The 23,766-nt window shown below is 50.6% G+C and carries 25 protein-coding genes; 24 read left to right on the top strand and 1 reads right to left on the bottom strand.

What is annotated here, in order from left to right; genetic code table 11:
* The first annotated feature begins 11 nt into the window (after positions 1-11).
* A complete protein-coding gene (gene spoIIR / locus AN963_RS16915; RefSeq protein WP_055745706.1) occupies positions 12-830 on the top strand; it encodes a stage II sporulation protein R in 819 nt (272 codons plus the stop codon).
* 65 nt (positions 831-895) lie between these two features.
* On the opposite strand, the gene AN963_RS16910 is transcribed toward spoIIR, so the two are convergent.
* On the bottom strand, positions 896-1,690 hold the full coding sequence (locus AN963_RS16910; protein ID WP_055745705.1) for a DUF3298 and DUF4163 domain-containing protein: 795 nt from the start codon (positions 1,688-1,690) through the stop codon (positions 896-898).
* Between the two features lie 230 nt (positions 1,691-1,920).
* On the opposite strand from AN963_RS16910, the gene AN963_RS16905 reads away from it, so the two are divergent.
* The 23 genes from AN963_RS16905 to atpA all read left to right on the top strand — a co-directional run bounded on the left by AN963_RS16905 (position 1,921) and on the right by atpA (position 23,757).
* A complete protein-coding gene (locus AN963_RS16905) occupies positions 1,921-3,012 on the top strand; it encodes an L-threonylcarbamoyladenylate synthase (RefSeq protein ID WP_055745704.1) in 1,092 nt (363 codons plus the stop codon).
* A 62-nt stretch (positions 3,013-3,074) separates the two neighbouring features.
* A complete protein-coding gene (locus tag AN963_RS16900; protein WP_055745703.1) occupies positions 3,075-3,632 on the top strand; it encodes a manganese efflux pump MntP in 558 nt (185 codons plus the stop codon).
* Between the two features lie 32 nt (positions 3,633-3,664).
* Positions 3,665-4,129: a low molecular weight protein arginine phosphatase gene (locus tag AN963_RS16895; RefSeq protein ID WP_055745702.1), complete on the top strand. Its 465-nt coding sequence runs from the start codon at positions 3,665-3,667 to the stop codon at positions 4,127-4,129.
* A gap of 144 nt (positions 4,130-4,273) precedes the next feature.
* On the top strand, positions 4,274-4,729 hold the full coding sequence (gene rpiB / locus AN963_RS16890; RefSeq protein ID WP_055745701.1) for a ribose 5-phosphate isomerase B: 456 nt from the start codon (positions 4,274-4,276) through the stop codon (positions 4,727-4,729).
* Entirely contained in the window at positions 4,730-5,299 is a 570-nt protein-coding gene (locus AN963_RS16885; RefSeq protein WP_055745700.1) for a TIGR01440 family protein, read from the top strand.
* Positions 5,300-5,344: 45 nt separating this feature from the next.
* Positions 5,345-6,595 (top strand): serine hydroxymethyltransferase, encoded by a 1,251-nt coding sequence (locus AN963_RS16880; protein ID WP_055745699.1) that lies wholly within the window; start codon positions 5,345-5,347, stop codon positions 6,593-6,595.
* Positions 6,596-6,755: 160 nt separating this feature from the next.
* Positions 6,756-7,385, top strand: coding sequence for a uracil phosphoribosyltransferase (upp, locus tag AN963_RS16875; protein WP_055745698.1), 630 nt, complete (start codon positions 6,756-6,758; stop codon positions 7,383-7,385).
* 16 nt (positions 7,386-7,401) lie between these two features.
* Complete coding sequence (wecB, locus tag AN963_RS16870; protein WP_055745697.1) at positions 7,402-8,550, top strand: non-hydrolyzing UDP-N-acetylglucosamine 2-epimerase; 1,149 nt, start codon at positions 7,402-7,404, stop codon at positions 8,548-8,550.
* A 230-nt stretch (positions 8,551-8,780) separates the two neighbouring features.
* A complete protein-coding gene (locus AN963_RS16865) occupies positions 8,781-11,936 on the top strand; it encodes a phosphodiester glycosidase family protein (protein ID WP_055745696.1) in 3,156 nt (1,051 codons plus the stop codon).
* Between the two features lie 129 nt (positions 11,937-12,065).
* Positions 12,066-13,454, top strand: coding sequence for an adenosylmethionine--8-amino-7-oxononanoate transaminase (gene bioA / locus AN963_RS16860; RefSeq protein ID WP_055745695.1), 1,389 nt, complete (start codon positions 12,066-12,068; stop codon positions 13,452-13,454).
* Complete coding sequence (bioD, locus tag AN963_RS16855) at positions 13,451-14,194, top strand: dethiobiotin synthase (RefSeq protein WP_055745694.1); 744 nt, start codon at positions 13,451-13,453, stop codon at positions 14,192-14,194. Before bioA ends, bioD begins: the two co-directional genes overlap by 4 nt.
* On the top strand, positions 14,191-15,189 hold the full coding sequence (bioB, locus tag AN963_RS16850; protein WP_201783758.1) for a biotin synthase BioB: 999 nt from the start codon (positions 14,191-14,193) through the stop codon (positions 15,187-15,189). The genes bioD and bioB overlap by 4 nt, the downstream gene beginning before the upstream one ends.
* A 13-nt stretch (positions 15,190-15,202) precedes the next feature.
* Entirely contained in the window at positions 15,203-16,396 is a 1,194-nt protein-coding gene (gene bioF / locus AN963_RS16845) for an 8-amino-7-oxononanoate synthase (RefSeq protein WP_055745693.1), read from the top strand.
* Positions 16,397-17,143 (top strand): alpha/beta fold hydrolase, encoded by a 747-nt coding sequence (locus AN963_RS16840; protein ID WP_055745692.1) that lies wholly within the window; start codon positions 16,397-16,399, stop codon positions 17,141-17,143. It begins immediately after the preceding gene.
* Positions 17,112-17,954: a malonyl-ACP O-methyltransferase BioC gene (gene bioC / locus AN963_RS16835; RefSeq protein WP_055745691.1), complete on the top strand. Its 843-nt coding sequence runs from the start codon at positions 17,112-17,114 to the stop codon at positions 17,952-17,954. Before AN963_RS16840 ends, bioC begins: the two co-directional genes overlap by 32 nt.
* Before the next feature lie 38 nt (positions 17,955-17,992).
* Entirely contained in the window at positions 17,993-19,183 is a 1,191-nt protein-coding gene (locus AN963_RS16830) for an acetyl-CoA C-acetyltransferase (RefSeq protein WP_055745690.1), read from the top strand.
* Positions 19,184-19,316: 133 nt separating this feature from the next.
* Positions 19,317-19,526, top strand: a complete 210-nt coding sequence (locus tag AN963_RS16825) for an AtpZ/AtpI family protein (RefSeq protein WP_055745689.1) — start codon at positions 19,317-19,319, stop codon at positions 19,524-19,526.
* A gap of 11 nt (positions 19,527-19,537) precedes the next feature.
* Entirely contained in the window at positions 19,538-19,906 is a 369-nt protein-coding gene (locus tag AN963_RS16820) for an ATP synthase subunit I (RefSeq protein WP_055745688.1), read from the top strand.
* A 66-nt stretch (positions 19,907-19,972) separates the two neighbouring features.
* Complete coding sequence (gene atpB / locus AN963_RS16815) at positions 19,973-20,788, top strand: F0F1 ATP synthase subunit A (protein WP_055745687.1); 816 nt, start codon at positions 19,973-19,975, stop codon at positions 20,786-20,788.
* 54 nt (positions 20,789-20,842) lie between these two features.
* Positions 20,843-21,064, top strand: coding sequence for a F0F1 ATP synthase subunit C (gene atpE / locus AN963_RS16810; protein ID WP_049740871.1), 222 nt, complete (start codon positions 20,843-20,845; stop codon positions 21,062-21,064).
* A gap of 110 nt (positions 21,065-21,174) precedes the next feature.
* Entirely contained in the window at positions 21,175-21,678 is a 504-nt protein-coding gene (atpF, locus tag AN963_RS16805; RefSeq protein WP_055745686.1) for a F0F1 ATP synthase subunit B, read from the top strand.
* The gene (locus tag AN963_RS16800; RefSeq protein WP_055745685.1) at positions 21,675-22,202 is read left to right on the top strand and encodes a F0F1 ATP synthase subunit delta; all 528 of its coding nucleotides are present in this window, start codon (positions 21,675-21,677) and stop codon (positions 22,200-22,202) included. The genes atpF and AN963_RS16800 overlap by 4 nt, the downstream gene beginning before the upstream one ends.
* Before the next feature lie 43 nt (positions 22,203-22,245).
* Positions 22,246-23,757 (top strand): F0F1 ATP synthase subunit alpha, encoded by a 1,512-nt coding sequence (gene atpA / locus AN963_RS16795; RefSeq protein WP_055745684.1) that lies wholly within the window; start codon positions 22,246-22,248, stop codon positions 23,755-23,757.
* Positions 23,758-23,766 lie beyond the last annotated feature (9 nt).

Here is a 23,766-nt window from a genome sequence, read left to right as displayed (position 1 = left end):
AGAGGTTGTATATGAAACGGACAGTGTTGATGGTATTTAGTGTATTGATGCTAATGATGAGCTGGGAGGGACAGCTTACTTCGGCCAATGTGATGGACAATGGGCCGATCCCTCAAGAATCGATTCGCCTGCGGATCATTGCCAACAGTGATTCCTTTCAGGATCAATGGCTAAAGCGGGAAGTACGTGACGCGCTCATCGCGCAAATGGATACGTGGGCAAAAGACATCGGATCATTTGAGGACGCGGAAAAGGTAGTTTCCGCCAATCTGCCGGTGATGCAGCAAGTGGTGGATCAAACGATTCGCGATCGCGGTTTTTCCTATCAGGCAGTTGTTGATTTCGGACAGGTTCCATTCCCGACAAAGCTGTATGGCTCCTACGTCTACCCGGCAGGTAATTACAAAGCGCTGCGCGTACAGATCGGGGAAGCAAAGGGACAAAATTGGTGGTGCGTTCTGTTTCCGCCACTCTGCTTTATCGATATGTCCAATGGGGATGCGGTGCAAGCGACTGCGACTTCTGAGGAGAACGAGCAAGCAAAAACGAGTGACGCAAACATAGAAGGAAATGTGCAACCGATCGAGGAAACGCACACTGCTGTGACTGGCAGAACGCGTGAGGGCTGGCAGGAATGGCGGCAAATGCGTTTGGAGGACGGGCAAGCTGGCCAACAACCAGAGGAAGAAGTAGAACCAGAAATTCGTGTGGTTGCAGCTGAGACTGATCAGACCGATTCTGTGGAACAAATACAACCAGAGGCTGTGCCAGCGCCACAGGTTCAAGTGCGATTCTATCTGCTGGAAAAGCTGGAGAAGCTGTTCTCCTGATCATAAAAGATGAAACGACACCCGGCGGAGGCTAGGTGTCGTTTCGTCGCGATCAGGGACAGATTTTATTGCAGCAATGCTTTGACGTCAGGCTTCAGCAAGTTGACGAAGCTACGCGAAGGAATCGTGAAGGAAGGCATTCCTGCGGCATAAGGAGCGATTTCGTACTGAGTGAAATGGATGACCAGATTTCCGTTTTCAAAGGAGAAAGGTTGATTTTCAGCGATGGTTTCAAAGTTATACATATCTTTGATCTCAGGGTTGGTCTGAATTTGTTGTTTGATCAGATTGTTTAGAACGTAGCGATAGTCGTATCCTGGTTGGAACAAGTCAGAAAGCTGCAGGTTTTTCGCCTTGTCCAGATTTGCGATGTTGTAGAACGTCACATCTGTCATTCCGTGGGCTCCGCCGGTGTACGTGTAGGTTTGTACAGAGAAGGCTACGAGCTTGCCAACGGATTGCACTTTATAAGAAATGTCGATGGCATGTGGATGCACGGGATATCCATATTTCTTGGCGTCAATCGCGTCTTGCTTGCCCCCGATTTGACTGGCTTTGAGTTCATCCTGAGCAAGCTTGAGTATGTCGGCATTCAATTTGGCTTCGAAAGCTTTGTCGGTCAAGCCACTGATGACAGGGAGCGAAATGTTGGCTTCATACTCCGCCGTTTTCTGTTGAATGACTTTCGATGTGATCACGACACCTTTTGCCTGTGGTTTTTGGACTTGTACGACAGGCGTAGCCGGTTTTGTCGGTGCGGCCGGTTTGGCTGCAGTTGCAGCAAATGCAGGTGCGGCTACAGCGCTGAGTAGGATAGCAGAGCTAATAACATTTACTGCCAAAGATTTGAACGATTTCATATGAATGTCACGATCCTTTCAATAAGGGGCCGTCTTAGATTTTGTTGACTCCCTTATCCTACTACATCTGTGAGAGACGTTCGGTTAAAAATTGGTAACAATGACTTTTTCCACGGGGATTGAAGAAGTTATTCACAAGTTACCCACAGGCTGTTGAAAACTTTAATCAGCACATCTATACTAAAGGCACTCATTGTTAAGAAACGTGCTAGAGAAAGGACATTTATAGAATGGAACGAAACGTAGTGACGAAAGTTTGGTCTGTGGATAACGATGTGGAAAATGCTGTGGAAAAATTACAGAGTTGTACACAGATTGTGGATGCAGCGCGTTTTCTCCGTGAAAATGCGGCTGTCGCGTTTCCAACGGAGACTGTCTATGGTTTGGGAGCCAATGCATTGTCCAATGATGCAGTGGAAAAAATATTTGCAGCAAAAGGCAGACCTAGTGATAATCCACTGATTGTGCATATTGCTACAAAAGAGCAGTTATCCACGGTCACGTCTGATATTCCGGCCAAAGCGGAACAGTTGATGGATGCTTTCTGGCCAGGCCCACTGACTATTATCCTCCCAAAAACGGATCAGGTAGCTTCATTAGTGACGGCTGGACTGGATTCAGTCGGGGTGCGCATGCCTGATCATCCGGTTGCGCTCGCATTGATCGCAGCAGCGGGTGTCCCTATTGCAGCCCCTAGTGCCAATCGTTCTGGTCGCCCGAGTCCAACGACAGCAGCACATGTACTTGCTGACTTGGAAGGCCGTGTAGCGGGAGTGGTGGATGGTGGGGCGACGGGTGTAGGACTCGAATCGACGGTGATTGATGTGACAGTTGAGCCACCTGTGGTCCTGCGTCCTGGGGGCATTACTCGTGAACAGCTGGAAGAGGTGATTGGCCCCGTAGATTTGGACCCATCCTTTCAGGCAGGAGCTTTGGAGACTCCGCGAGCACCAGGCATGAAGTACACGCACTATGCGCCAGAAGGTGAAATGTGGCTGGTAGATGGTGACGAAGAGCCTGTGCGCGAAAAAATGGGTGACATGCTTCGCGAGGCGAAACAGCACGGTCGAAAAACCGGTGTCCTGGCTACCACAGAATCCTCGGATTATTGGCAAGCGCATCCTGATGCCGATGTGGTTCTCTCGGTAGGCTCACGAAGCGATCTGGGAGAAGTCGCGCATCAGTTGTACGCCGTACTGCGCGATTTTGACCATCATAACGCCCAATTTATCGTGGGAGAGACTTTCTCTCGTGAGGGACTGGGTATGGCGGTCATGAATCGCCTGGAAAAAGCAGCAGGGGGCCGCATCCAGCACGCCTAAAATGTCTTGTCTAAACTCCTTCTTGTCCGCATAGGTTGAAGAGACGAGGAGGGGGAGGCCAGTTGGATCAAGTCTTGTTTCAGTGGGGGCAATTTCTGACCTTGCTCATGATAGCCTTTGCGTTGAGTATGGATGCCTTTTCTTTGGGGATCGGCGTAGGCATGGTAGGGATTCGATTGCGGGAAATACTAAAAGTTAGCATCACCATCGGGCTTTTTCATATAGGAATGCCTATAGTGGGAATCCTCGTCGGAGCGTATTTGTCCGAATTGGTTGGGGATATTGCCGTTTTTATCGGCGGAGGTGTCCTCATGGCGATAGGTTTGCATATGTTATGGAACGGATTCGTCAATGGCGATCAAAAGGTTTTGAGAACCAAAGGATTTGGCCTGATGATCTTTGCCTTCAGCGTGAGTCTGGATGCTTTGACCGTAGGGTTTTCTTTCGGATTGATTGAGGTGAACAGGCTGTTGGCTATTTCCCTTTTTGGCATTATGGGAGGCGCCATGTCCTACTTCGGTTTGCTTCTGGGCAGAAGTGTGGGAGGATGGCTGGGGGATTATAGCGAATTAGTAGGTGGACTTATTTTGTTTTGTTTTGGGTTAAAATTTATCTTATAGCACGATGACGCAGGCAGAAGGAGGCGAGTTACGTGAAACGGATATTGTTTGTCTGCACAGGCAACACATGCCGCAGTCCGATGGCAGAGGCGATGTTTCGCGTCAAAACGGCTGGACAAGGCTATGAAGTTCGCTCTGCAGGCGTGGCAACTTTTGACGGACAATCGGCTTCGTTGCATGCCAGAGAAGTAATGGCAGAGCGCGGGATCGAGCATGTACATCAGTCTAGTCGACTGGATGCGGGGCTCATCGACTGGTCTGATGTGATTCTGACCATGACAACGAGTCATAAACATGCCATCCTGACGTATTTTCCAACTGCGGCGGGCAAGGTACACACCTTGCGAGATTTCGTTGGTGTGGAAGGTTATGGCGATATAGCCGACCCGTTTGGTGGGACATTGGAGGATTACCGCAGGTGTGCGGAAGAAATTGAAGAGTCTCTGGACAGGCTATCTGTTCGATTGCTCCAAGAGCGCTTTCGTGAATCGCGTTAAGAATGAAGTGCTGGTGTGAGAACAGTACCTTGTTTCGTGTGATAGTACGAACATTTTCTTCGCCAAAAGGTTAAATGTTCACTTTTTACTTGTGCGATTATGATGTATAATGAGTGAGATCATGAACAAGCGAGGGATGACAAGATGAAAGTAGCAATTGCTGCTGATCATGGTGGATACAAGCTGAAAGAGGAGATCAAGACGCTGTTGGCCTCCTTGAATATCCAGACGGAAGACTTTGGCTGTTCTTGCGCAGATTCGGTTGATTACCCAGACTATGCTTTGCCAGTAGCTGAAAAAGTAGCAGCTGGTGAGTTCGACCGTGGGATTCTGGTCTGCGGGACTGGGATCGGTATGTCTATCGCGGCCAACAAGGTACCGGGTATTCGTTGCGCATTGGTGCACGACACGTTCTCGGCAAGAGCAACACGCGAGCATAACAACACAAATGTACTGGCTATGGGAGAACGCGTAATTGGTCCTGGACTCGCGCTCGATATCGTGAAAATCTGGCTGGAGACGGAGTTCCAAGGTGGACGCCACGAACGCCGAGTGGAAAAGATTTCGGAGATCGAAGCGAAACATGCGGGAGTGAAGTAAGTGGATCTGCTCGCCATTGAAAAACAGGTCAAGGAAGTTGTTGAGGAAGTTGCCCGCATGGCGGAGCTTGCGCCTGGACAAGTCTTTGTTATCGGCTGCAGTACCAGCGAAGTGCTGGGCAAGCATATCGGCAAGGCAGGAAGCAAAGAAGTAGCTGCCGCCCTTTATCGTGGCATCCGCACCGTTCAGGAACAGAGCGGGTTTGCCGTGGCTTTTCAATGTTGTGAACATTTAAACAGGGCATTGGTCGTGGAACGTGAAGTGATGGAGCGATACGGATGGGATGAGGTATCGGTCGTCCCCGTCCCCACAGCAGGTGGTTCCATGGCAGCCCACGCTTACGCACAGATGAAGGATGCGGCTGTGGTAGAGCATATTCGTGCTCATGCGGGTATTGATATCGGCGATACGCTGATCGGCATGCATTTGAAGCATGTTGCGGTACCTGTAAGGCCGACTCATCGTGTTGTAGGGGAAGCACATGTAACGGCAGCACGGACTCGTCCCAAGTTGATTGGCGGTTCTCGTGCTGTGTACGAATCAGCACCACTCAATGAGAGTTGTACCTAAAAAGAATGTGAGACAAGCTCATGTTCACGAAGGAGAGAATAGATCATGCTAGATTTTTTGCGTAAACAAGACCCGCAAGTATTGGAAGCCATCCAGTTGGAGTTGGGAAGACAGCGCGACAAAATTGAACTGATTGCGTCCGAGAACTTCGTTAGCCGCGCGGTTATGGAAGCAATGGGAACTGTCCTGACAAACAAATACGCAGAAGGTTATCCTGGCCGTCGTTACTATGGCGGATGCGAGTACGTAGACATTGCGGAAAACATCGCACGCGATCGTGTCAAAGAACTGTTTGGAGCAGAACACGCAAACGTTCAACCGCACTCTGGCGCTCAAGCTAACATGGCTGTATACTTCACCATTTTGAAGCCAGGCGATACTGTACTCGGTATGAACCTGTCCCACGGTGGTCACTTGACGCACGGAAGCCCAGTTAACTTCTCCGGTACCTTGTACAACTTCGTAGAGTACGGTGTTGATCAGGAATCTCATCTCATCAATTACGAAGACGTTCGTGCCAAAGCTCTGGAACACAAGCCAAAATTGATCGTAGCTGGTGCGAGTGCGTATCCACGTACGATCGACTTTGCGAAATTCCGTGAAATCGCGGATGAAGTGGGCGCATACTTCATGGTAGACATGGCGCACATCGCTGGTCTGGTAGCAGCAGGTCTGCATCCAAACCCAGTGCCACACGCACACTTCGTTACTTCTACTACTCACAAAACCTTGCGCGGACCACGTGGCGGTTTGATCCTTTGCAAAGAAGAATTTGCGAAAGCGATCGATAAATCCGTATTCCCTGGCGTACAAGGTGGACCATTGATGCACGTGATTGCTGCAAAAGCTGTTTCCTTTGGCGAAGCGCTGCAACCTGACTTCAAAGACTACGCAGCTCGCATTGTGAGTAATGCAAAAGCTTTTGCTGAAGCACTAAAAGCAGAAGGCCTGACGCTCGTATCTGATGGTACCGATAACCACCTGGTGCTGGTCGACGTGAGCAAAATCGGCTTGACTGGTAAAGTAGCTGAGCATCTGTTAGATGAAGTCAGCATTACGACTAACAAAAACACCATTCCTTACGATTCCGAAAGCCCGTTCGTAACCAGCGGTGTTCGCATGGGTACTCCAGCGGTCACTAGCCGTGGCTTTGATGAAGAAGCCATGAAAGAAGTAGCGGCAATCATCGCGCTGACTCTGAAAAACCCAGAAGACGCAGCGAAACACGAAGAAGCACGCCAGCGCGTTGCGGCTCTGTGCCAACGCTACCCGATGTACGAAGGATTGGAAATCTAAGTTTTACCATGTTCGAAAACAGACCCTTAGTGGGTCTGTTTTTTTTACATAGCCAGCTAGAAAGTGAACAAAAAAAGAACGAAGATTGGGCAAATTGACGGCAGGACACTCCTTCGCTATGATGAGAAGGATGTATTGATAGGGAAACGGAGGAACGATGATGAGCCGTGTATACGTGTTTGACCATCCGCTGATCCAGCATAAAGTAACTTATATCCGTGACAAGAATACGGGGACCAAGGAATTCCGCGAATTGGTGGACGAAGTTGCCACATTGATGGGCTATGAAATTACCCGCGACATGCCTTTGGAGGAGACCACGATTGAAACACCAGTGGCTACCTGCAAGTCCAATGTGATCGCAGGGAAAAAAGTAGGTCTGGTACCGATTTTGCGCGCTGGTCTCGGTATGGTTGACGGACTTTTGAAGCTGATTCCTGCTGCGAAGGTAGGCCACGTCGGTCTGTATCGCGATCCGGAAACTTTGCAGCCAATCGAGTACTATGTCAAGCTGCCATCTGACGTCGCTGAGCGCGAATTGATCGTGATCGATCCAATGCTGGCAACAGGCGGATCTGCTGTAGCAGCGATTGCCGCACTGAAAAAGCGCGGAGCGAAAAATATGAAGCTGATGTGTTTGATCGCGGCCCCAGAAGGAATCAAAATGGTACAGGACGAGCATCCAGATGTGGATATTTTCGTTGCTGCTATAGACGAATATTTGAACGATCATGGATATATCGTGCCAGGTTTGGGCGATGCGGGTGACCGCTTGTACGGCACGAAGTAGCGGGAGAGGGAAACCGATGAAAACTTGTAAAGTGATGACGGTATTCGGTACGCGTCCGGAAGCGATCAAAATGGCACCGCTTGTGCACGAGCTAAACAAGCACGGCGAGCAGATTGAATCGGTCGTTTGCGTGACGGCACAGCATCGTCAAATGCTGGATCAGGTGCTGGAGATTTTTGAAATTAAACCGGACATTGATTTGAATATCATGAAAGACCGGCAGACATTGGTGGGAGTCACGACTCGTGCACTGGAAAGTCTGGATGCGGCTATCAAGGAAGTGAAGCCAGATATCGTGCTGGTTCACGGTGATACGACCACGACTTTTGTTGCGAGTCTGGCAGCGTTCTACAACCAGGTGGCGATCGGCCATGTGGAAGCGGGCCTGCGTACGTGGGACAAGTACTCGCCATTCCCGGAAGAGATGAATCGCCAGCTGACCGGTGTGATGGCAGACCTGCACTTCTCGCCAACAGACGGCTCCGCAAATAATCTGCGTCAGGAAAACAAGCGAGAAGAAACCATCTACATCACCGGTAATACGGCGATCGATGCGTTGAAAACAACGGTGCGTGACGATTATACACACCCTGTACTCGACCTTGTTTCCGATCATAAAATGGTGCTGATGACGGCTCACCGCCGCGAAAATCTGGGTGAGCCGATGCGACAGATTTTCCGTGCGGTGAGAAGAATCGTCGACGAGCATCCAGAGATTGCCGTCGTCTATCCGGTGCATCTCAACCCTGCCGTGCAGGAAGTGGCGCATGAGCTCCTCGGAAGACACGAACGAATTCATCTGATCGACCCACTGGATGCTTTTGATTTCCACAACTTTGCTCGACGCGCGCACTTGATCCTGACCGACTCTGGTGGGGTTCAGGAAGAAGCTCCTTCTTTGGGTGTTCCAGTTCTCGTATTGCGTGATACGACTGAACGCCCAGAAGGTATCGCAGCAGGCACACTGAAGCTGGCGGGTACAGATGAAGAACAGGTATACGCAATGACAAAAGAACTGCTGACGGACCAGAAAGCATTCGAAGCTATGGCTCATGCCGCCAATCCATACGGTGATGGGGAAGCATCCCGCCGGATTGTGGAAGCCATTCTGTATCATTTTGGCTTGCGTTCGGATCGTCCGGAGCCGTTCCAATCTGGTCATTAAATACCCAGTCTCTATAAAATGTCGTCCACAAGATCCCGCCCGGTTTATTGTCACAACCGGGCGGGATTTCTTTCCATTCCGTAACGGCATACTATTTGGTATATTTTTCTAATAGAGAATATAGCGACAAGGTGAAACTATCAACCACCTTGCTGCGTCTAAGTTTTAGTTAGGACACCTACATACACAAAGACACAAAAGAGACAGGAAAACGGAGAGGAGTTACCAACATGAGAGCGCGGAAGGCAGTGACGCTGCTCACGGCTGCAACAGTAGCCTGGGGAGCTTTTGTTCCGTTTGTGCCCCTTGCGACGAATGTCGCGCTGGCGAGAGCGGAATCAAGTCCATTGCAAATGATGTGGCAGACCCCGATTGGCGAGGGCACCACTTTACTCAAATACACAAAATCCTTTGCGAATCAATTGGTTACTGTGATGGTGACCAAGGTCGATTTGAGCAATCAGTACGTAGAAGTAAAGCCCGTCTACGGAACAAAAGGGAAGTTGACCGAAAGACAAACGGTTACGCAAATGGCACGTGAGACGGGAGCAATTGCGGCGATCAATGCCGACTTCTTCAACATGTCCAAACGCGGCGCTCCATTCGGGATCGTCCAGAAGGATGGGGAACTGATCTCTTCGATGGGTCTCATTTCTTACTGGTACAGCCTGGGTCTGACTGGAGACAAGACCGCAATCATCGAAAAATTCGGATTTGGCGGGAAGGTAACTGCGCAGAACGGGGCTACCTATTCCATTCAAGGGGTCAACAAGGAAGAGTACAACCCCAGCGAAGGACGAAAAAGTCACCAGAATCAGCTGAATTTGTACACGCCTTCTTTTGGTAAGACAAGCCTAGGCGCTATTTCCGGCTACAAGGATGTTGTAGAGGTGCTGTTCGTCGACAACGTAGCCAAAGAAGTTCGCATGAATCAGCCAGGAGTATACATACCTTACAACGGCTACGTCCTATGGGGCCACGGAGAAGCGGCTGCCTACTTGAAGCAAAACTTCCCGGTAGGTTCTACCGCTCAGGTCGAATACCAAACGACACCGCAAAACCTCAACCTGTTGCAAGCAGTGGGAGGAAACGTTCTCTTGGTCAATCAGGGAAAAGCGCTCACCTCTTTCCAAGCGGATAAATCCATCACGTCTATCAACTCACGTACGGCCGTAGGGATTTCTCAGGATGGCAAAACGCTGTACATGGTGACGATTGATGCCAGCAAAGGGGTATACCTCGATGAATTGGCGAAAATCATGGCAGAACTGGGGTCCTATCGTGCTGTGAACTTTGACGGGGGCGGTTCCACGACTCTTGCTGCACGAATGCTGGGGGAAACACAAGCGAATTTGTCCAACGTACCGAGCGGGGGCGTTGAGCGCAGAGTGCCTACTGGTCTGGCCGTGTACAATACGGCTCCTCCAGGAGATCTGAGAGGCTTTACCATCGATGTACCTTCGGATGTGCTCATTGGACAGACTGTTTCGATGACTGCTTCCAAAGGGTATGACACGCATTTTCAGCCGTTTGCCATCAATTCCTCCAATGTCAACTGGAACGTCAGTGGCTCGGATGCGGGTACGGTTGAGGGAACGCGCTTTACGCCTGCGCGTTCGGGGCAGATCACATTGCAGGGACGCTTGGGCAATGTGACGCAAAATAAAGAAATTCACGTCGTTTCTGGCAGCGAAGTCCAGCAAATCGTCGTTTCTCCAAATCCAATCACGGTCGCTCCAGGCCAATCCCTGACGCTTGATATCAAAATCAAGACGAAGAAGGGTGCGCTGGTTCAGGCTACACCGCTTAGTGTGCAGACCAGTGTAGATTCGTCCATAGCCACTGTGAACGACAAGCTGCAGCTGGTAGCGGGTGAACAGCCAGGCAACGGGAAAGTGACCGTCACCTATGATGGCGTCTCGACTACGATCCCATTTGCTATCGGTCAATTCGAACAGCCTTGGTTGACCTTTGATAATCAGGTCGGCATGTTTCATGCAGCGAATCCAGCGAGCATCAGCTCTGCCGGTTCATTTGCAGCAGTCAGCGATCAAGTATTCCGGACGAAAAAATCCGCGAAACTCGTTTACAACTTCTCAGGAGCTCCGGCGAGCAGCATGAGGATTGCCTACGGTGTGCTCGGAGCCAAACCGGTAGCGATCCCAGGCAAGCCGCTTGGATTGGGACTGTGGGTAAATGGCGACAACAGCAGACACTGGCTGCGTGCAGAAGTGATCGATGCGAACGGCAAAACGGTCTACGTCGATCTGGCAAAAGAAATCGACTGGTCGGGCTGGAAGCAGGTCAAAGGCTACTTCCCGAGCAATGCCGCTTATCCGTTGCAGCTCAGAAGCATTTACGTCGTCGACCAGCCAAACGACGGCATTACACACGATCAAGGCACGCTGTACTTCGATGAAGCTTCGCTCCTGTTGCCAAACCAGACAGGTCAACCGAGTGATACAGCGGTCGTACCGGAATTGCCAGGCAACATGTCACTGGGATCGGAGCTCGACTTGCAGCATTCCTTTGTGAATACCGCATCCTTCCTGGAAACAGCACTGATTGAGGTCGATCCGATCGTGACACAGGCCCTCCCAGGCTATGTACCGGCGGATTACTCTTTCACCATCAAGCCAGGAGAGCTAAAAGCAGGTGCAGAGGATCGCATTTCGACGTCGCCAATCCAGTTGACGCTGGTACCGAAAAAATGGATCGCCGGAAAAGGAATTGGACTCTTGTACGTGAATGAAGCCAACAATACGCTCGATCCACTGCTTGGTACGAGAAATGCACAGGGGCAATGGGTCTATGACGTCAACTCCTACGGCAAGTATGTTCCGTACTATCTGGACAACGCAGGTGCATCGTTTACCGATATCGCCAATCATCCAGCAAAAGCAGAAATCACGTACATGGCAGATAAAGGCTATGTAAAAGGTTTGACGGAAACCACATTTGGCCCTGAAGTGTCTTTGACTCGGGCGCAGTTTGTCACGTTGATCGCTCGCACCTTTGACTGGGAGCTTCCATCTACACCAAAGCTCGGCTTCAAAGACAAGGTGCCCGCTTATGCGCAGGGAGCTGTGCAAGTTGCCGTATCCAAGGGATTGGTCAAAGGCTACGGGGACAACACGTTCCGTCCAGACCAGCCTGTGACACGTGCAGAAGCGGCTGTGATCCTCGACCGTCTCGTGAATAAAAAGGGAGCGTCCAAAACGGTTGGTGACAAAGGAACATGGCCTTCCTGGGCCTCCACGTCTATCACCAACATGGTGGGACTTGGTCTGATGGATCCGGTAAGCAACAAGTTCCAGCCAAACAAGGCAACGACCCGTGCTGTATGCGTCGTGGCACTGTATCGCATTTTGCAGCAAACGAAATAAGTAGAAAACAACCAATAAAAGGACCTAGTTTCTCCAAATGGAGCGACAAGGTCCTTTTTTGTTGCCAAACGGAACAAAAATGTTTTGCGAAAATATGTTAACCAAATTAAAATACAAGTTAACAAATAAGTGTTAACGAAGGAGTTGGTTTGGTTGCTTTATTCGCAAGATGAGTTGGCTGCCAAGAACAAGCAGTATCTCTGGCATCCTTTTACACAAATGAAAGACTACATAGAAGAGGAACCGCTGATCATTGCCAGCGGGAGGGGCATCAAGCTCTTTGATGTTCATGGAAAGGAATATTACGACGGCTTTTCGTCTGTATGGCTCAATGTTCACGGTCACAATGTGCCAGAGCTGAATCAGGCGATTATCGAGCAGCTCGATCAGGTTGCCCATTCTACGTTGCTCGGTATGGCGAATGTGCCGTCTATTCTGCTGGCGGAGCAGCTGATTCGATATGCACCAGAAGGCTTGACCAAGGTGTTTTATTCGGACAATGGGGCTACCGCTGTGGAAATATCACTGAAAATGGCGTTCCAGTATTGGCAAAATCGCGGCATTGCAGGTAAGCGGTCTTTTATCACCATGAACAATGCCTACCATGGCGATACCATTGGGGCAACCAGTGTGGGAGCCATTCCGCTGTACCACCAGGTCTACAAGCCGCTCCTGTTTTCGCCGTATGTGATCCCGTATCCGTACCCTTACAGAGAGGGGGGTGACGATGCAGCAGTGAACGCTACGCTCGATCAACTCGAGCAGCTGTTGCAGGAAAAAGCGACTGAGATTGCCGCCATGATTGTAGAGCCAGTGGTACAGGGAGCCAGCGGAATGATCATCATGCCGGACGGTTGTCTGAAGAAAATAGCCGACATGCTGCAGGCCTACGACGTACTTCTGATTGCGGATGAGGTAGCGACTGGTTTCGGGAGAACGGGGAAAATGTTTGCCTGCGAGCACGATGGCATCACCCCAGACATCATGGCAGTGGCAAAAGGAATAACGGGAGGATACCTGCCAGTAGCGGCGACACTCGTCAAGGAAGCAATCTACGAAGCCTTTTACGCTGACTACGAGGAGCAGAAAACATTTTTCCACGGACATTCATTTACGGGAAATCCACTAGGGTGTGCAGTCGCATTGGCCAACCTGCGCTTGATAGAGGAGCGACAAATGGTAGCAGAGGTTGCGAAGAAATCGGAGCAGCTTGCCGGGATGTTGCAATCTTTTGCAGATGAGCCTCACGTTGGGGACATACGACAAAAAGGGTTAATGGTTGGAATTGAGCTCGTACGGGACAAGGAAACGAAGGAGCCCTATCACTGGAATGAGCGCATCGGGGTACGTGTTTGCAAGCTAGCCAGGGAGAAAGGTCTCTTGACCCGACCGTTAGGCAATGTGATCGTCCTCATTCCTCCTCTCGTCTCTACCGACGAAGAGCTGGGTGATATGGTAAACATCCTCTTTGAATCGATCAGAGAGGCCACTCGAGAGGCGAGGGTGGGAGTGGAATGAAGGAGCAGCGATATGCCGGTTTGTTTATAGCTGGAACGGATACAGGAGTAGGCAAGACCTTCGTAACGGCAGGCTTGGCAGCCGCTTTGCGTGAGGAAGGGCTCAAGGCGGGGGTGTGGAAGCCGGTCATGTCTGGAGCATTGGCAAACGAGGTGGGGAGTGATGCTTACCGACTGCATAGCATTTCCGGGGTGGAGGATTTGCCAGAGGAGATCGCTCCGTTGGTATTTCCAGAGCCGCTCACCCCGCTGTTAGCGGCAAGGGCAGCAGGACAGGAACTCACGATGGAGCAGGTTCTGCGAGGTGGGAAGATCCTCAAAGAACGCCATCATTATTTGCTCGTGGAAGGTGCGGGTGGACTCGCAGTTCCCCTTACCGAGACAGAAATGATGATCGACGTGGCCGTTCAGCTGGGGCTTCCCCTCCTGTTAGTAGCACGATCTGGACTAGGGACGATCAACCATACATTGTTGTCCATCTGGTACGCGCGAGAAAAGGGGGTACCAGTCGCTGGGGTCATTTTGAATGAGGCAAAGACAGATCATACCGACGATGCCAGTATCGCGACCAATGCGAGACTGATTGAACGGTATGGAGAGATCCCTGTTTGGGGGAAGGTGCCGAGACTGAAGGAGTCGCTCTCCCGTCAGCAACTGGTTGCGTTCATGCGGCAGCATGTAAACCTGGCAGCTATTCGTTCTGAGCTAGAAGCACAAATGATTGGAGGAGAGGGATCATGATCGATCAGACTACGGTTTTCGACTGGATGGACTTTGCGAAAAAGGCAATAAACAAGGACATGCTTACGCGTGAAGCGGCATTGAGCGTGTTACATGCGGATGACGATGAGCTTTTGCCATTGATGCATGCGGCATTTCAAGTCAGAAGACACTTTTTTGGCAAGAAGGTGAAGCTAAATATGATTCTGAACGCCAAAAGCGGTCTCTGCCCGGAGGATTGCGGGTACTGTTCCCAGTCTATTGTATCTACTGCACCAGTAGCCAAGTACACGATGCTGGACAAGGAAACGCTACTGGCAGGTGCCAGGGAAGCGATGAACCGCAAAGCCGGGACCTACTGCATCGTAGCTTCTGGTCGTGGTCCTACCGAAAAGGAGCTCGGGCAGGTCATCGATGCGGTAAAGGAAATTCGCGAGACGATGCCTCTGAAGATTTGTGCTTGTCTGGGGATTCTGAGCGAAGAACAGGCATCTCGTTTACAGACGGCTGGGGTCCACCGATACAACCACAATCTCAATACGAGCCGCTCCCATTATGGGGAAATCACGACCACCCATTCGTACGATCAGCGGGTGGAAACGGTAGATACAGTAAAGAGAGCCGGCATGTCACCGTGTTCTGGAGTCATTATCGGAATGGGCGAGAGCGACGAAGAAATCGTAGAGATGGCGTATGCTTTGAGAGAGTTGGACGCGGACTCGATCCCGGTCAATTTCCTGAATGCGATACCAGGCACACCTTTAGAAAATAACGGGCGGACTCCGGCTATCAAAGCACTGAAAGTTCTCGCGCTGTTCCGCTTCCTTTGTCCTACTAAGGAAATTCGTGTAGCAGGTGGACGGGAAGTCAATTTACGGTCTATGCAGCCATTTGCCCTGTACGCGGCCAATTCGCTATTCGTGGGAGACTACCTGACGACCCCGGGTCAGGAAATTACGTCCGATCATCAAATGATTGAAGACCTCGGATTCGAGATCGAGTTATGCGCGCTGTAGGCAGGAAAACGGCATGACGAATCGATATGCTTGGATGGACGAGGAATGGGGGCGTCTGGAAAAAATCGCTCAGTCGAGGCAAATAAACACCGTGGATTCCGTACTTGGGGAGCGGGGGGCATGGATCCGGGTATCAGGCAGATCCTTGCTGAATTTGTCGTCGAATAACTATCTTGGACTTGCGCATGATCCAAGGTTGAAAGCAGCTGCGACGGAGGCGATCGAGGTTTGGGGGGCGGGCGCGACAGCCTCCCGATTCGTCAATGGCAGCTGTTCCTTGTATACCGAACTAGAACAGCGTTTGGCAGATTGGAAGCAGCGAGAGGCAGCGCTGGTATTTGCAAATGGCTATCAGGCGAATACCGGTGTCATCTCTGCTCTGGTTGGTCGGGGAGATGCGGTATTTAGCGATCGGCTGAATCATGCCAGTATTGTGGACGGGATCGTTTTGAGTCGCGCTGAGCATTACCGTTACCGCCATAACGATACCGAGCATCTAGAGTTCCTGTTGAAGCAGCATAGGAATGCGCGTAGAAAATTAATCGTCACAGACACCGTATTTTCGATGGATGGCGATACGGCTCCGCTGGCCGAACTGGTGACACTGAGAGATCGATATGGAGCTTTGCTGATGGTCGATGAGGCCCATGCAGGAGGGGTGCTAGGAGAACGCGGTGAGGGGCTGAGCCACGAGCTTGGTCTGCACAACGAAGTCGATGTGATTATGGGGACTTTCAGCAAGGCGTTTGGTGCATACGGGGCGTATATTTGCGCGGACCAGAGCGTGATCCGGTATCTGACCTCCAAGGCTCGTTCCCTCATCTACTCGACCGCTTTGCCACCTTCTGTGATTGCCTCGATCCATGCAGCACTGACGATCGTGCAGGAAGATACGAGCAGGCGGGGGCGCTTGCGTCAAATGTCCAGCTGGTTCCGGAAGCGGCTAAACACGCACCCATTTGAAGTAGGAGCAGGATCTTCCCCCATCATCCCGTTGATTATCGGGGATAACGAAAAGGCACTCCAATACAGCAGGATGCTGGAAGAGCGTGGTATAGCCGCAGTGGCGATTCGCCCGCCTACAGTGCCTGTGGGAACAGCGCGAATTCGCTTCACGGTAATGGCAACACATACTCTTTCCGAACTGGAGTGGGCAGCTGATCAATTGAATCAAATTCGTGCGGATCTGGAAGGGGAGAGAGGATAAATGGCGACGAATCCAGCCATTGTGTGGCTACCTGGATGGGGGATGCCTGATGAGCTCTGGGACCCGATTCGGTCGGGGTTACCTGCTTACCATCACGTCATTCCAGACTATACGAGAGTGACACAGCCAGAAGAATTTATCGTCATGATTGAAAAAGAGGTAGGGAGAATCAGCCACTTGCCATTGATCGTGGTCGGTTGGTCCATGGGTGGCATGCTTGCGCAGAGATTGGCGGCTCGTTATCCAGTGACAGGGCTCGTCCTCATCAGCACCACAGGTCGCTTTGTCCGTTCGAGGGAGGAGCGGAGCAAAGGCTGGCCAGAAGCCTATGTGACGAGGATGCAGCGCGGGCTGGTAGAAGACAGGAAGCACGTGATGGAAGCATTTTACTTGAGTATCCTCTCAGAGCGGGAGCGGCTAGAGAAAAAGTGCTCGTTTCAAGTAAAGGGGCAAAACGAGTGGACCCAAGAGGCCCTTAGGGCAGGACTCGAATATTTGCGGGAAGAGGACTGCCGTCCGTTCTCTCCCGCTCTTTTTTGTCCAACAACGATCATACATGGAACGAATGACACTGTTTGTCCGGTTGCAGCTGGTGAAGAATTGGCAGCGCAAATCCCGGGTGCGACCTTTATGCAAATAGAAGACTGCGGTCATGCGCCGCTCATTTTTCATCCAGAAATCATCACGCTTGCTGTACAAAGGATGGTGGAGATACATGGGGAAACGGACCGTAGGAAACCGATTTAGTGAAAAGGCGGGTACGTATGATCAGTACGCGCTGGTGCAAAAGAAGATGGCTGAACGGCTACAACAGCTCATTTTCAATGCTGCCATTCCGGAAAAAGTCACGCAGCTTCTCGAAATTGGATGTGGAACGGGAGGACTGACCCGTTTGCTGCGAAGGCATTTTTCTGAGACAAAGTATCAGGCGATCGACATTGCCCCGGGGATGCTCGATCAAGCGAGAAATCAGTTGCGGGCAGAAGGTCTGGATTGTGACTTTCTGCGGGCGGATATCGAAGATTGGGTCTGGGCACAGAAGGAAAGGACGATGGATTTGATCGTATCTGGCGCCTGCTTTCAATGGCTTTCACAACCTGCCGAAACGTTGAAAGGTATTGGTAAGCTTCTGCGACCGGGTGCTCCTCTGCTTTTTTCGACGTTTGGTCCAGATACATTTGAGGAGCTTCATGCGTCATTCGGGTATGCGCACTTGTGCTTGGGACAGGCTGATGTTCGTCACGGTTTATCGTTTTACTCTGGTGACCAATGGGAATCGATGCTGCTAGTAGCGGGCTTTGAGGAGATACAAGTCACCTCGCAAAAGGTCGTCCTGACTTATCCATCCGTGATCGATTTTTTGCATGCAGTAAAGGCAGTTGGGGCAAATGAGAGCCAGGAAAAAGCGTCTGGTCTGGGGCATAGGAGTCTTCTAATGGAAATGATAGGGTACTATGAACGAGCATTTGCGACTGAACACGGCATACCGGTTACATACGATTTGCTGTATATTCAAGCAAACCGAAGCAGGAATCTACAAAAAAACATGGAATCATAGGAAGGTTGACTAACTTGATTCCGAGGAGTGTTTCGACTATGGGTCAAAAAGAAATCGTAATCGCTAGTGCCGTGCGCACTGCCATAGGAAGCTTTCAAGGGGCGCTGTCTGGTGTAAGCGCTACAAAATTGGGTGGTATCGTGCTGGAGGCTGCTCTGGAACGCGCTGGCGTACCCAAGGAAGCGGTAGACGAAGTAATCATGGGGAATGTGCTGCAGGCGGGTCTGGGACAGAATCCGGCGCGTCAGGCATCGATACAGGCGGGTTTGGCAAATGAGGTACCATCACTCACGATCAACAAAGTTTGCGGCTCTGGACTCAAAGCCGTGCATTTGGCTGTACAGGCAATTCTGAGCGGTGATTCAGACGTCGTGCTCGCCGGTGGTATGGAGAACATGAGTCAAGCGCCATACTTGCTGGAAGGCGCTCGCAACGGCTACCGCATGGGCGATCAAAAAGTGGTAGATTCCATGATCCGCGATGGTTTGTGGTGTGCCTTTAATGACTATCATATGGGAATCACGGCTGAAAATCTGTGCAGCAAATTCGAGATTGGCCGCGAAGAGCAAGATGAATTCGCCGCGTGGAGCCAACAGAAGGCACAGAAAGCTCTGGAATCCGGACGCTTTCAGGAGGAGGTCGTACCTGTTGCCATTCCTCAGAGAAAAGGCGATCCAGTGATGTTCACGGTCGATGAATTCCCGCGTGCGGGAGTGACAGCAGAAGCACTGGGTAAATTAAAGCCTGCTTTTAAAAAAGACGGCAGCGTGACGGCTGGAAATGCTTCGGGCATCAACGACGGGGCAGCAGCGCTTTTGATTATGTCCAAGGAAAAAGCGGATGAGCTGGGCGTCAAACCATTGGCACGAATCATTGCCAATGCTAGTGCAGGTGTCGATCCGAGCATCATGGGCTACGGTCCAGTTCCGGCTACAGAACGGGTTTTGGAGAAGGCTGGATTGTCTATTTCCGACATTGACCTGATCGAAGCAAACGAGGCATTTGCCGTACAATCCTTGTCTGTAGGCAAGGCTCTCGGCTTTGATTCCGAGAAAGTAAATGTGAACGGAGGAGCGATTGCCCTGGGTCACCCGATCGGCGCCAGCGGAGCTCGAATTTTAGTTACCCTTGTTCACGAATTACAAAAGCGTGACGGGGTAAAATATGGGTTAGCGACTCTTTGCATTGGCGGAGGACAGGGAGTAGCGACAGTCATTGAAAAAATATAGTTTTCAAATGTGAACGCTTTGTGTACAGACGGAGTCGAACGTTGACAAAGGGAATAATTCTTCGTTAATATGGATGAGGGCAAAGGGGCACTTGACACCAGCCCTCTCCTTATGTATGAAAGGAGAATGTCCTGTGTCGAAAATTGATAATCCTTGGCGAGCCATCACATTGGTCACTTTGATTGGTGTCGATATGGCAATTTGTGTGATTGCAGGGGTGTTTCTGGGTAAGTATCTGGATGGGCTCTTTGCTACCAATCCTCTGTTTTTGATGATTGGACTTCTCGCAGGATTAGGTATAGGCGTTTACAGCGTCTACCGCATTATTCGCGGGTACCTCTAGGGAGATGGGACATGCAAACGTTTTCTTTGGCTATGCGAGCCACTTTTCGCTATGCCTTTTTCAGTATGGCGATCGCCACGATACTCTGGGCGGTGTTGCCATCATACCGATTTTTCTTGCAAAGCCTCCTACTTGGGATGGCTTGCAGTCTTGTGAATGGGACTGTCCTCTTCAGCAAAACCTGGCGTATCGGTCAGATGGCTGTCGATCCAAGTGTACGGCCTAGAGGGACTGGCATGCTACAACGCCTCATCGTCGCGGGGTTTGCTGTCTTCCTGACGATGCGCTTTCCTCACTTGTTTGGACTTGCCGGAGTTTTGATAGGATTGTTCCTCTTTCAGGTTCTCAGCTTCCTTTTTGTGTATCGCTCCTTTAAATAGATAACTGGATTTCTTTTTTACATGTACGCTTGAAACATACTCGCGCGGAAGAAAGGGGTGAAATACATGCATTATTCTCTGCGATTTGAATGGTTGGGCATGGTATTTGACATCTCCACTATTCTCATGATTCTGGTAACCTCTCTGGTCGTACTCTTCATGTGTATCGGGATGACACGCAGCCTGACCTCCGCTACTCCAAGCGGCGCGCAAAACGTGATGGAATGGATTGTGGACTTTGTCACCGGTATTACCAAGAGCTACATTACACCAAAGAAAGCCGCGGGTTTTGTATCCTTGGCACTCACGTTGTTCCTCTATATTTTCTTAGGGAACCAATTGGGACTTTTGCTCAACGTGAACACAGCTCACCATAATGGTCCAGGCCATGAGGTTAGCCAAGGTGTCGTCGACATGCTGACGATCTCCACCAATGATGAAATGAAACAGCAAAAGGTGGAAAAGGTTACGGAAGAGTTGAACTCTACCGATCCGCACGCGCATGGCGTAGTAATTGGTTGGTGGAAATCGCCTACCGCAGCGCCGAGCGTAACATTCGCTCTGGCACTCATCGTTCTTCTATACGCTCATTATCTGGGAATCAAGAAGAGCTTTGGCGGTTGGCTGAAACATACATTCCTGAACCCGATTCACATTCTCGAGGAGTTCATCATCAAACCGTTGACGCTTCCTTTGCGTCTATTCGGTAACATTTTTGCGGGTGAGGTTTTGATCGCCTTCCTGCTGAGTGTAGGAATCTTCGGTAGTATTCCGCTGTTCATCTGGCTGGGTTACTCCGTATTCGTTGGTTCCGTACAGGCGTTCATCTTTACAACGCTTGCGATGGTGTACCTCTCGCAGCAAGTGAACGAAGATCATTAATCGGCAATTTCCGTATCTCATTCTTTTTTACAACACTAAGGAGGTTTTTAAACAATGGAAGGTTTGGCACTAGCAATCGGTATCGTATTTGGTCTTGCTGCTCTTGGCGCGGCAATCGGTAACTCCCTGGTAATCTCTCGTACAATTGAAGGCGTAGCTCGTCAACCAGAAGCACGTGGTAACCTGATGGGTCTCATGTTCCTGGGTCTTGGTCTGGTAGAGGCAGTTCCGATTATCGCTGTTGCGATCGGTTTCATCCTCTACGGTCGTCTGTAAGCGAGCAACGGAAACGATAGGCGGGCGCTTGATACCCGCCTCTATTTTTGGATGAAGCGGTATGAATCCGTGAAGATACATCTTTCTTTTCGCAGGAAGGAGTGAAACGAATGCTCGACTTTGGTGCCGTATCCCTGGAATGGGGAACGCTATTAATCCAAGCAATTGTATTCTTGTTGTTGTTGCTGGCTGTTCGTAAATTCGCCATGGGCCCGATCGTGGGCATGATGGAAAAACGCCGTCAGCATATCGAAAGTGAAATCTCCTCAGCTGAGCGCAACCGTAATGAAGCGGAAGTACTGCTCGCTGAGCAACGTCGTGTACTGGATGAAGCACGTGCTGAATCCAAAGCCATCATCGACCGTGCTGCAAAGCAAGCGTCCGATGAAGCTAGCAAAATCGTAGCGGAAGCACAAGCTGCATCCGAACGTATGAAAGCGGAAGCAAGCGCTGAACTGGCTCGTGAAGTAGAAAAAGCGAAACTGGAACTGCGTGAGCAAATGACTAGCCTTTCCGTACTCTTGGCTTCCAAGATCATCGAGAAAGAACTGGACGAAGCTGCACAAAAGTCTACTGTTGACAAATTTCTCGCACAAGTGGGAGATCGCTTATGAGTAGCGCAGTAGGTAAACGTTATGCTCGTGCTCTCTTCGATGTAGCGAGCGAGCGTGGCAAGATCGATCAGGTGGAAGCAGACCTCGGCGCAATCGTGCAAGCTGTTGAGCAGAATGCCGATCTGAGCAAGATCATGCATCATCCGCACATTGCTGCTGATGCAAAAATCAAGCTGGTTGACGACCTGTTCAAAAGCCACGTAGGGGAAGAAAGCTACAATTTCCTCTGCGTGCTGATTCAAAATGGACGGGAAGTAGAACTGGCTGAGATCTACAGTTCCTTCGTGAAGCTGGCGAATGATGCTCGTGGTGTCGCAGATGCGATCGTTACGAGTGCAAAGCCACTCACATCCGAAGAACAAGCAGAGTTGGCTGAGAAGTTCGGTCAAACCTTGAATAAAAAGCTGCGTTTGACGGCAGTGGTAGACCCAGCTATCCTCGGTGGCATCGTGATCAAAATCGGTGACCGTCTGTACGATGGCAGCCTGAAAACCAAGCTGGAAACCTTTGCGCATCAAGCGTAAAGTTCGGTGGACTCAAGAAGTTGGATGAATGGGGTGAATGTAAGTGAGTGCAATCAGACCAGAAGAGATTAGCTCCCTCATCAAAGAGCGGATCGCTAACTTTAAATCTGAAATCGAAGTTGTGGATGTAGGCACAGTCATCCAAGTAGGTGACGGTATCGCCCGCGTTCACGGTTTGGAAAAGGCCATGCAAGGGGAGCTCCTCGAGTTCCAAAATGGCGTAATGGGTATGGTACTCAACTTGGAAGAAGATAACGTGGGTGTCGTTATTATGGGACCTTTCCGCGACATTAAGGAAGGCGATACTGTAAAACGTACCGGCCGCGTTATGGAAGTTCCAGTAGGGGAAGCGCTGCTCGGCCGCGTAGTAAACCCACTGGGTCAACCAATCGATGGTCAAGGCCCTATCGCTAATGACGGTTTCCGCCCAATCGAGAGCCCAGCTCCTGGTGTTATGGCGCGTAAATCCGTACACGAACCACTCCAAACCGGTATCAAAGCGATCGACGCGATGATCCCAGTTGGTCGTGGACAGCGTGAGTTGATCATTGGTGACCGTCAAACTGGTAAAACAGCTGTGGCGCTCGACACGATCATCAACCAAAAAGGTCAAAACATGATTTGTATCTACGTAGCAATCGGTCAAAAGCAATCTACCGTTGCAAACATCGTAGAAACTCTGCGTAAAGCAGGCGCTTTGGAATACACCATCATCGTATCCGCTACAGCTTCTGACCCAGCTCCGATGCTGTATCTGGCTCCTTACACAGGTGTAACGATGGGTGAATACTTCATGTACAAAGGACAACACGTCCTCTGCGTATACGATGACCTGTCCAAACAGGCTTCTGCATACCGTGAGATGTCCCTGTTGCTCCGTCGTCCTCCAGGCCGTGAAGCATACCCTGGTGACGTTTTCTACTTGCACTCCCGTTTGCTGGAGCGCGCTGCGAAATTGTCCGATGAATTGGGTGGCGGTTCTATTACTGCTCTGCCTTTCATTGAGACTCAAGCTGGCGACATCTCCGCTTACATTCCTACCAACGTAATCTCCATCACGGATGGACAGATCTTCCTGGAGACTGACCTCTTCAACGCAGGTCAACGTCCAGCGGTGAATACTGGTCTTTCCGTATCCCGCGTAGGTGGTTCTGCGCAAATCAAGGCGATGAAAACGGTAGCAGGTCCGCTCAAGCTCGAGTTGGCTCAATACCGCGAGCTCGCTGCTTTCGCTCAGTTCGGTTCCGACCTGGACAAAGCGACCCAAGCTCGTCTGACCCGTGGTGAGCGCTTGATGGAAATCATGAAACAAGGTCAGTTCGATCCAATGCCTGTTGAGAAGCAAGTCGCTTCTATCTATACAGCAACAAAAGGTTTCCTGGATGACATTCCAGTTGGCGACGTAGGCCGCTTTGAGAAGGAGCTTCTGTCCTATCTGGATTCCAACAAACCGCAACTGTTGGAGCATATCCGGACTACGAAACAGCTTCCAGATGCAAAAGAAATGAACGCAGCAATCGAAGAGTTCAAAAAAGGCTTTTCGGTAACTCGATAATCGAGTGCG

This window comes from Brevibacillus choshinensis, from assembly GCF_001420695.1.
In the GTDB taxonomy this organism is placed as follows: Bacteria; Bacillota; Bacilli; order Brevibacillales; family Brevibacillaceae; genus Brevibacillus; species Brevibacillus choshinensis.
The sequence above is the reverse complement of the archived record's forward strand: the minus strand, read 5'-3'. Positions and strand labels throughout refer to the sequence as shown.

What these genes read in the sequence shown, in the direction of transcription:
- AN963_RS16880 (WP_055745699.1), top strand. Translation starts at nt 5,345, where the DNA reads ATGCTAGATTTTTTGCGTAAACAAGACCCGCAAGTATTGGAAGCCATC.
- bioB (WP_201783758.1), top strand. Translation starts at nt 14,191, where the DNA reads ATGATCGATCAGACTACGGTTTTCGACTGGATGGACTTTGCGAAAAAG.
- AN963_RS16800 (WP_055745685.1), top strand. Translation starts at nt 21,675, where the DNA reads ATGAGTAGCGCAGTAGGTAAACGTTATGCTCGTGCTCTCTTCGATGTA.
- bioD (WP_055745694.1), top strand. Translation starts at nt 13,451, where the DNA reads ATGAAGGAGCAGCGATATGCCGGTTTGTTTATAGCTGGAACGGATACA.
- atpE (WP_049740871.1), top strand. Translation starts at nt 20,843, where the DNA reads ATGGAAGGTTTGGCACTAGCAATCGGTATCGTATTTGGTCTTGCTGCT.
- AN963_RS16830 (WP_055745690.1), top strand. Translation starts at nt 17,993, where the DNA reads ATGGGTCAAAAAGAAATCGTAATCGCTAGTGCCGTGCGCACTGCCATA.
- bioF (WP_055745693.1), top strand. Translation starts at nt 15,203, where the DNA reads ATGACGAATCGATATGCTTGGATGGACGAGGAATGGGGGCGTCTGGAA.
- upp (WP_055745698.1), top strand. Translation starts at nt 6,756, where the DNA reads ATGAGCCGTGTATACGTGTTTGACCATCCGCTGATCCAGCATAAAGTA.
- atpB (WP_055745687.1), top strand. Translation starts at nt 19,973, where the DNA reads ATGCATTATTCTCTGCGATTTGAATGGTTGGGCATGGTATTTGACATC.
- AN963_RS16905 (WP_055745704.1), top strand. Translation starts at nt 1,921, where the DNA reads ATGGAACGAAACGTAGTGACGAAAGTTTGGTCTGTGGATAACGATGTG.
- AN963_RS16865 (WP_055745696.1), top strand. Translation starts at nt 8,781, where the DNA reads ATGAGAGCGCGGAAGGCAGTGACGCTGCTCACGGCTGCAACAGTAGCC.
- rpiB (WP_055745701.1), top strand. Translation starts at nt 4,274, where the DNA reads ATGAAAGTAGCAATTGCTGCTGATCATGGTGGATACAAGCTGAAAGAG.
- spoIIR (WP_055745706.1), top strand. Translation starts at nt 12, where the DNA reads ATGAAACGGACAGTGTTGATGGTATTTAGTGTATTGATGCTAATGATG.
- wecB (WP_055745697.1), top strand. Translation starts at nt 7,402, where the DNA reads ATGAAAACTTGTAAAGTGATGACGGTATTCGGTACGCGTCCGGAAGCG.
- bioC (WP_055745691.1), top strand. Translation starts at nt 17,112, where the DNA reads ATGGGGAAACGGACCGTAGGAAACCGATTTAGTGAAAAGGCGGGTACG.
- AN963_RS16840 (WP_055745692.1), top strand. Translation starts at nt 16,397, where the DNA reads ATGGCGACGAATCCAGCCATTGTGTGGCTACCTGGATGGGGGATGCCT.
- AN963_RS16910 (WP_055745705.1), bottom strand. Translation starts at nt 1,690, where the DNA reads ATGAAATCGTTCAAATCTTTGGCAGTAAATGTTATTAGCTCTGCTATC.
- atpF (WP_055745686.1), top strand. Translation starts at nt 21,175, where the DNA reads ATGCTCGACTTTGGTGCCGTATCCCTGGAATGGGGAACGCTATTAATC.
- AN963_RS16820 (WP_055745688.1), top strand. Translation starts at nt 19,538, where the DNA reads ATGCAAACGTTTTCTTTGGCTATGCGAGCCACTTTTCGCTATGCCTTT.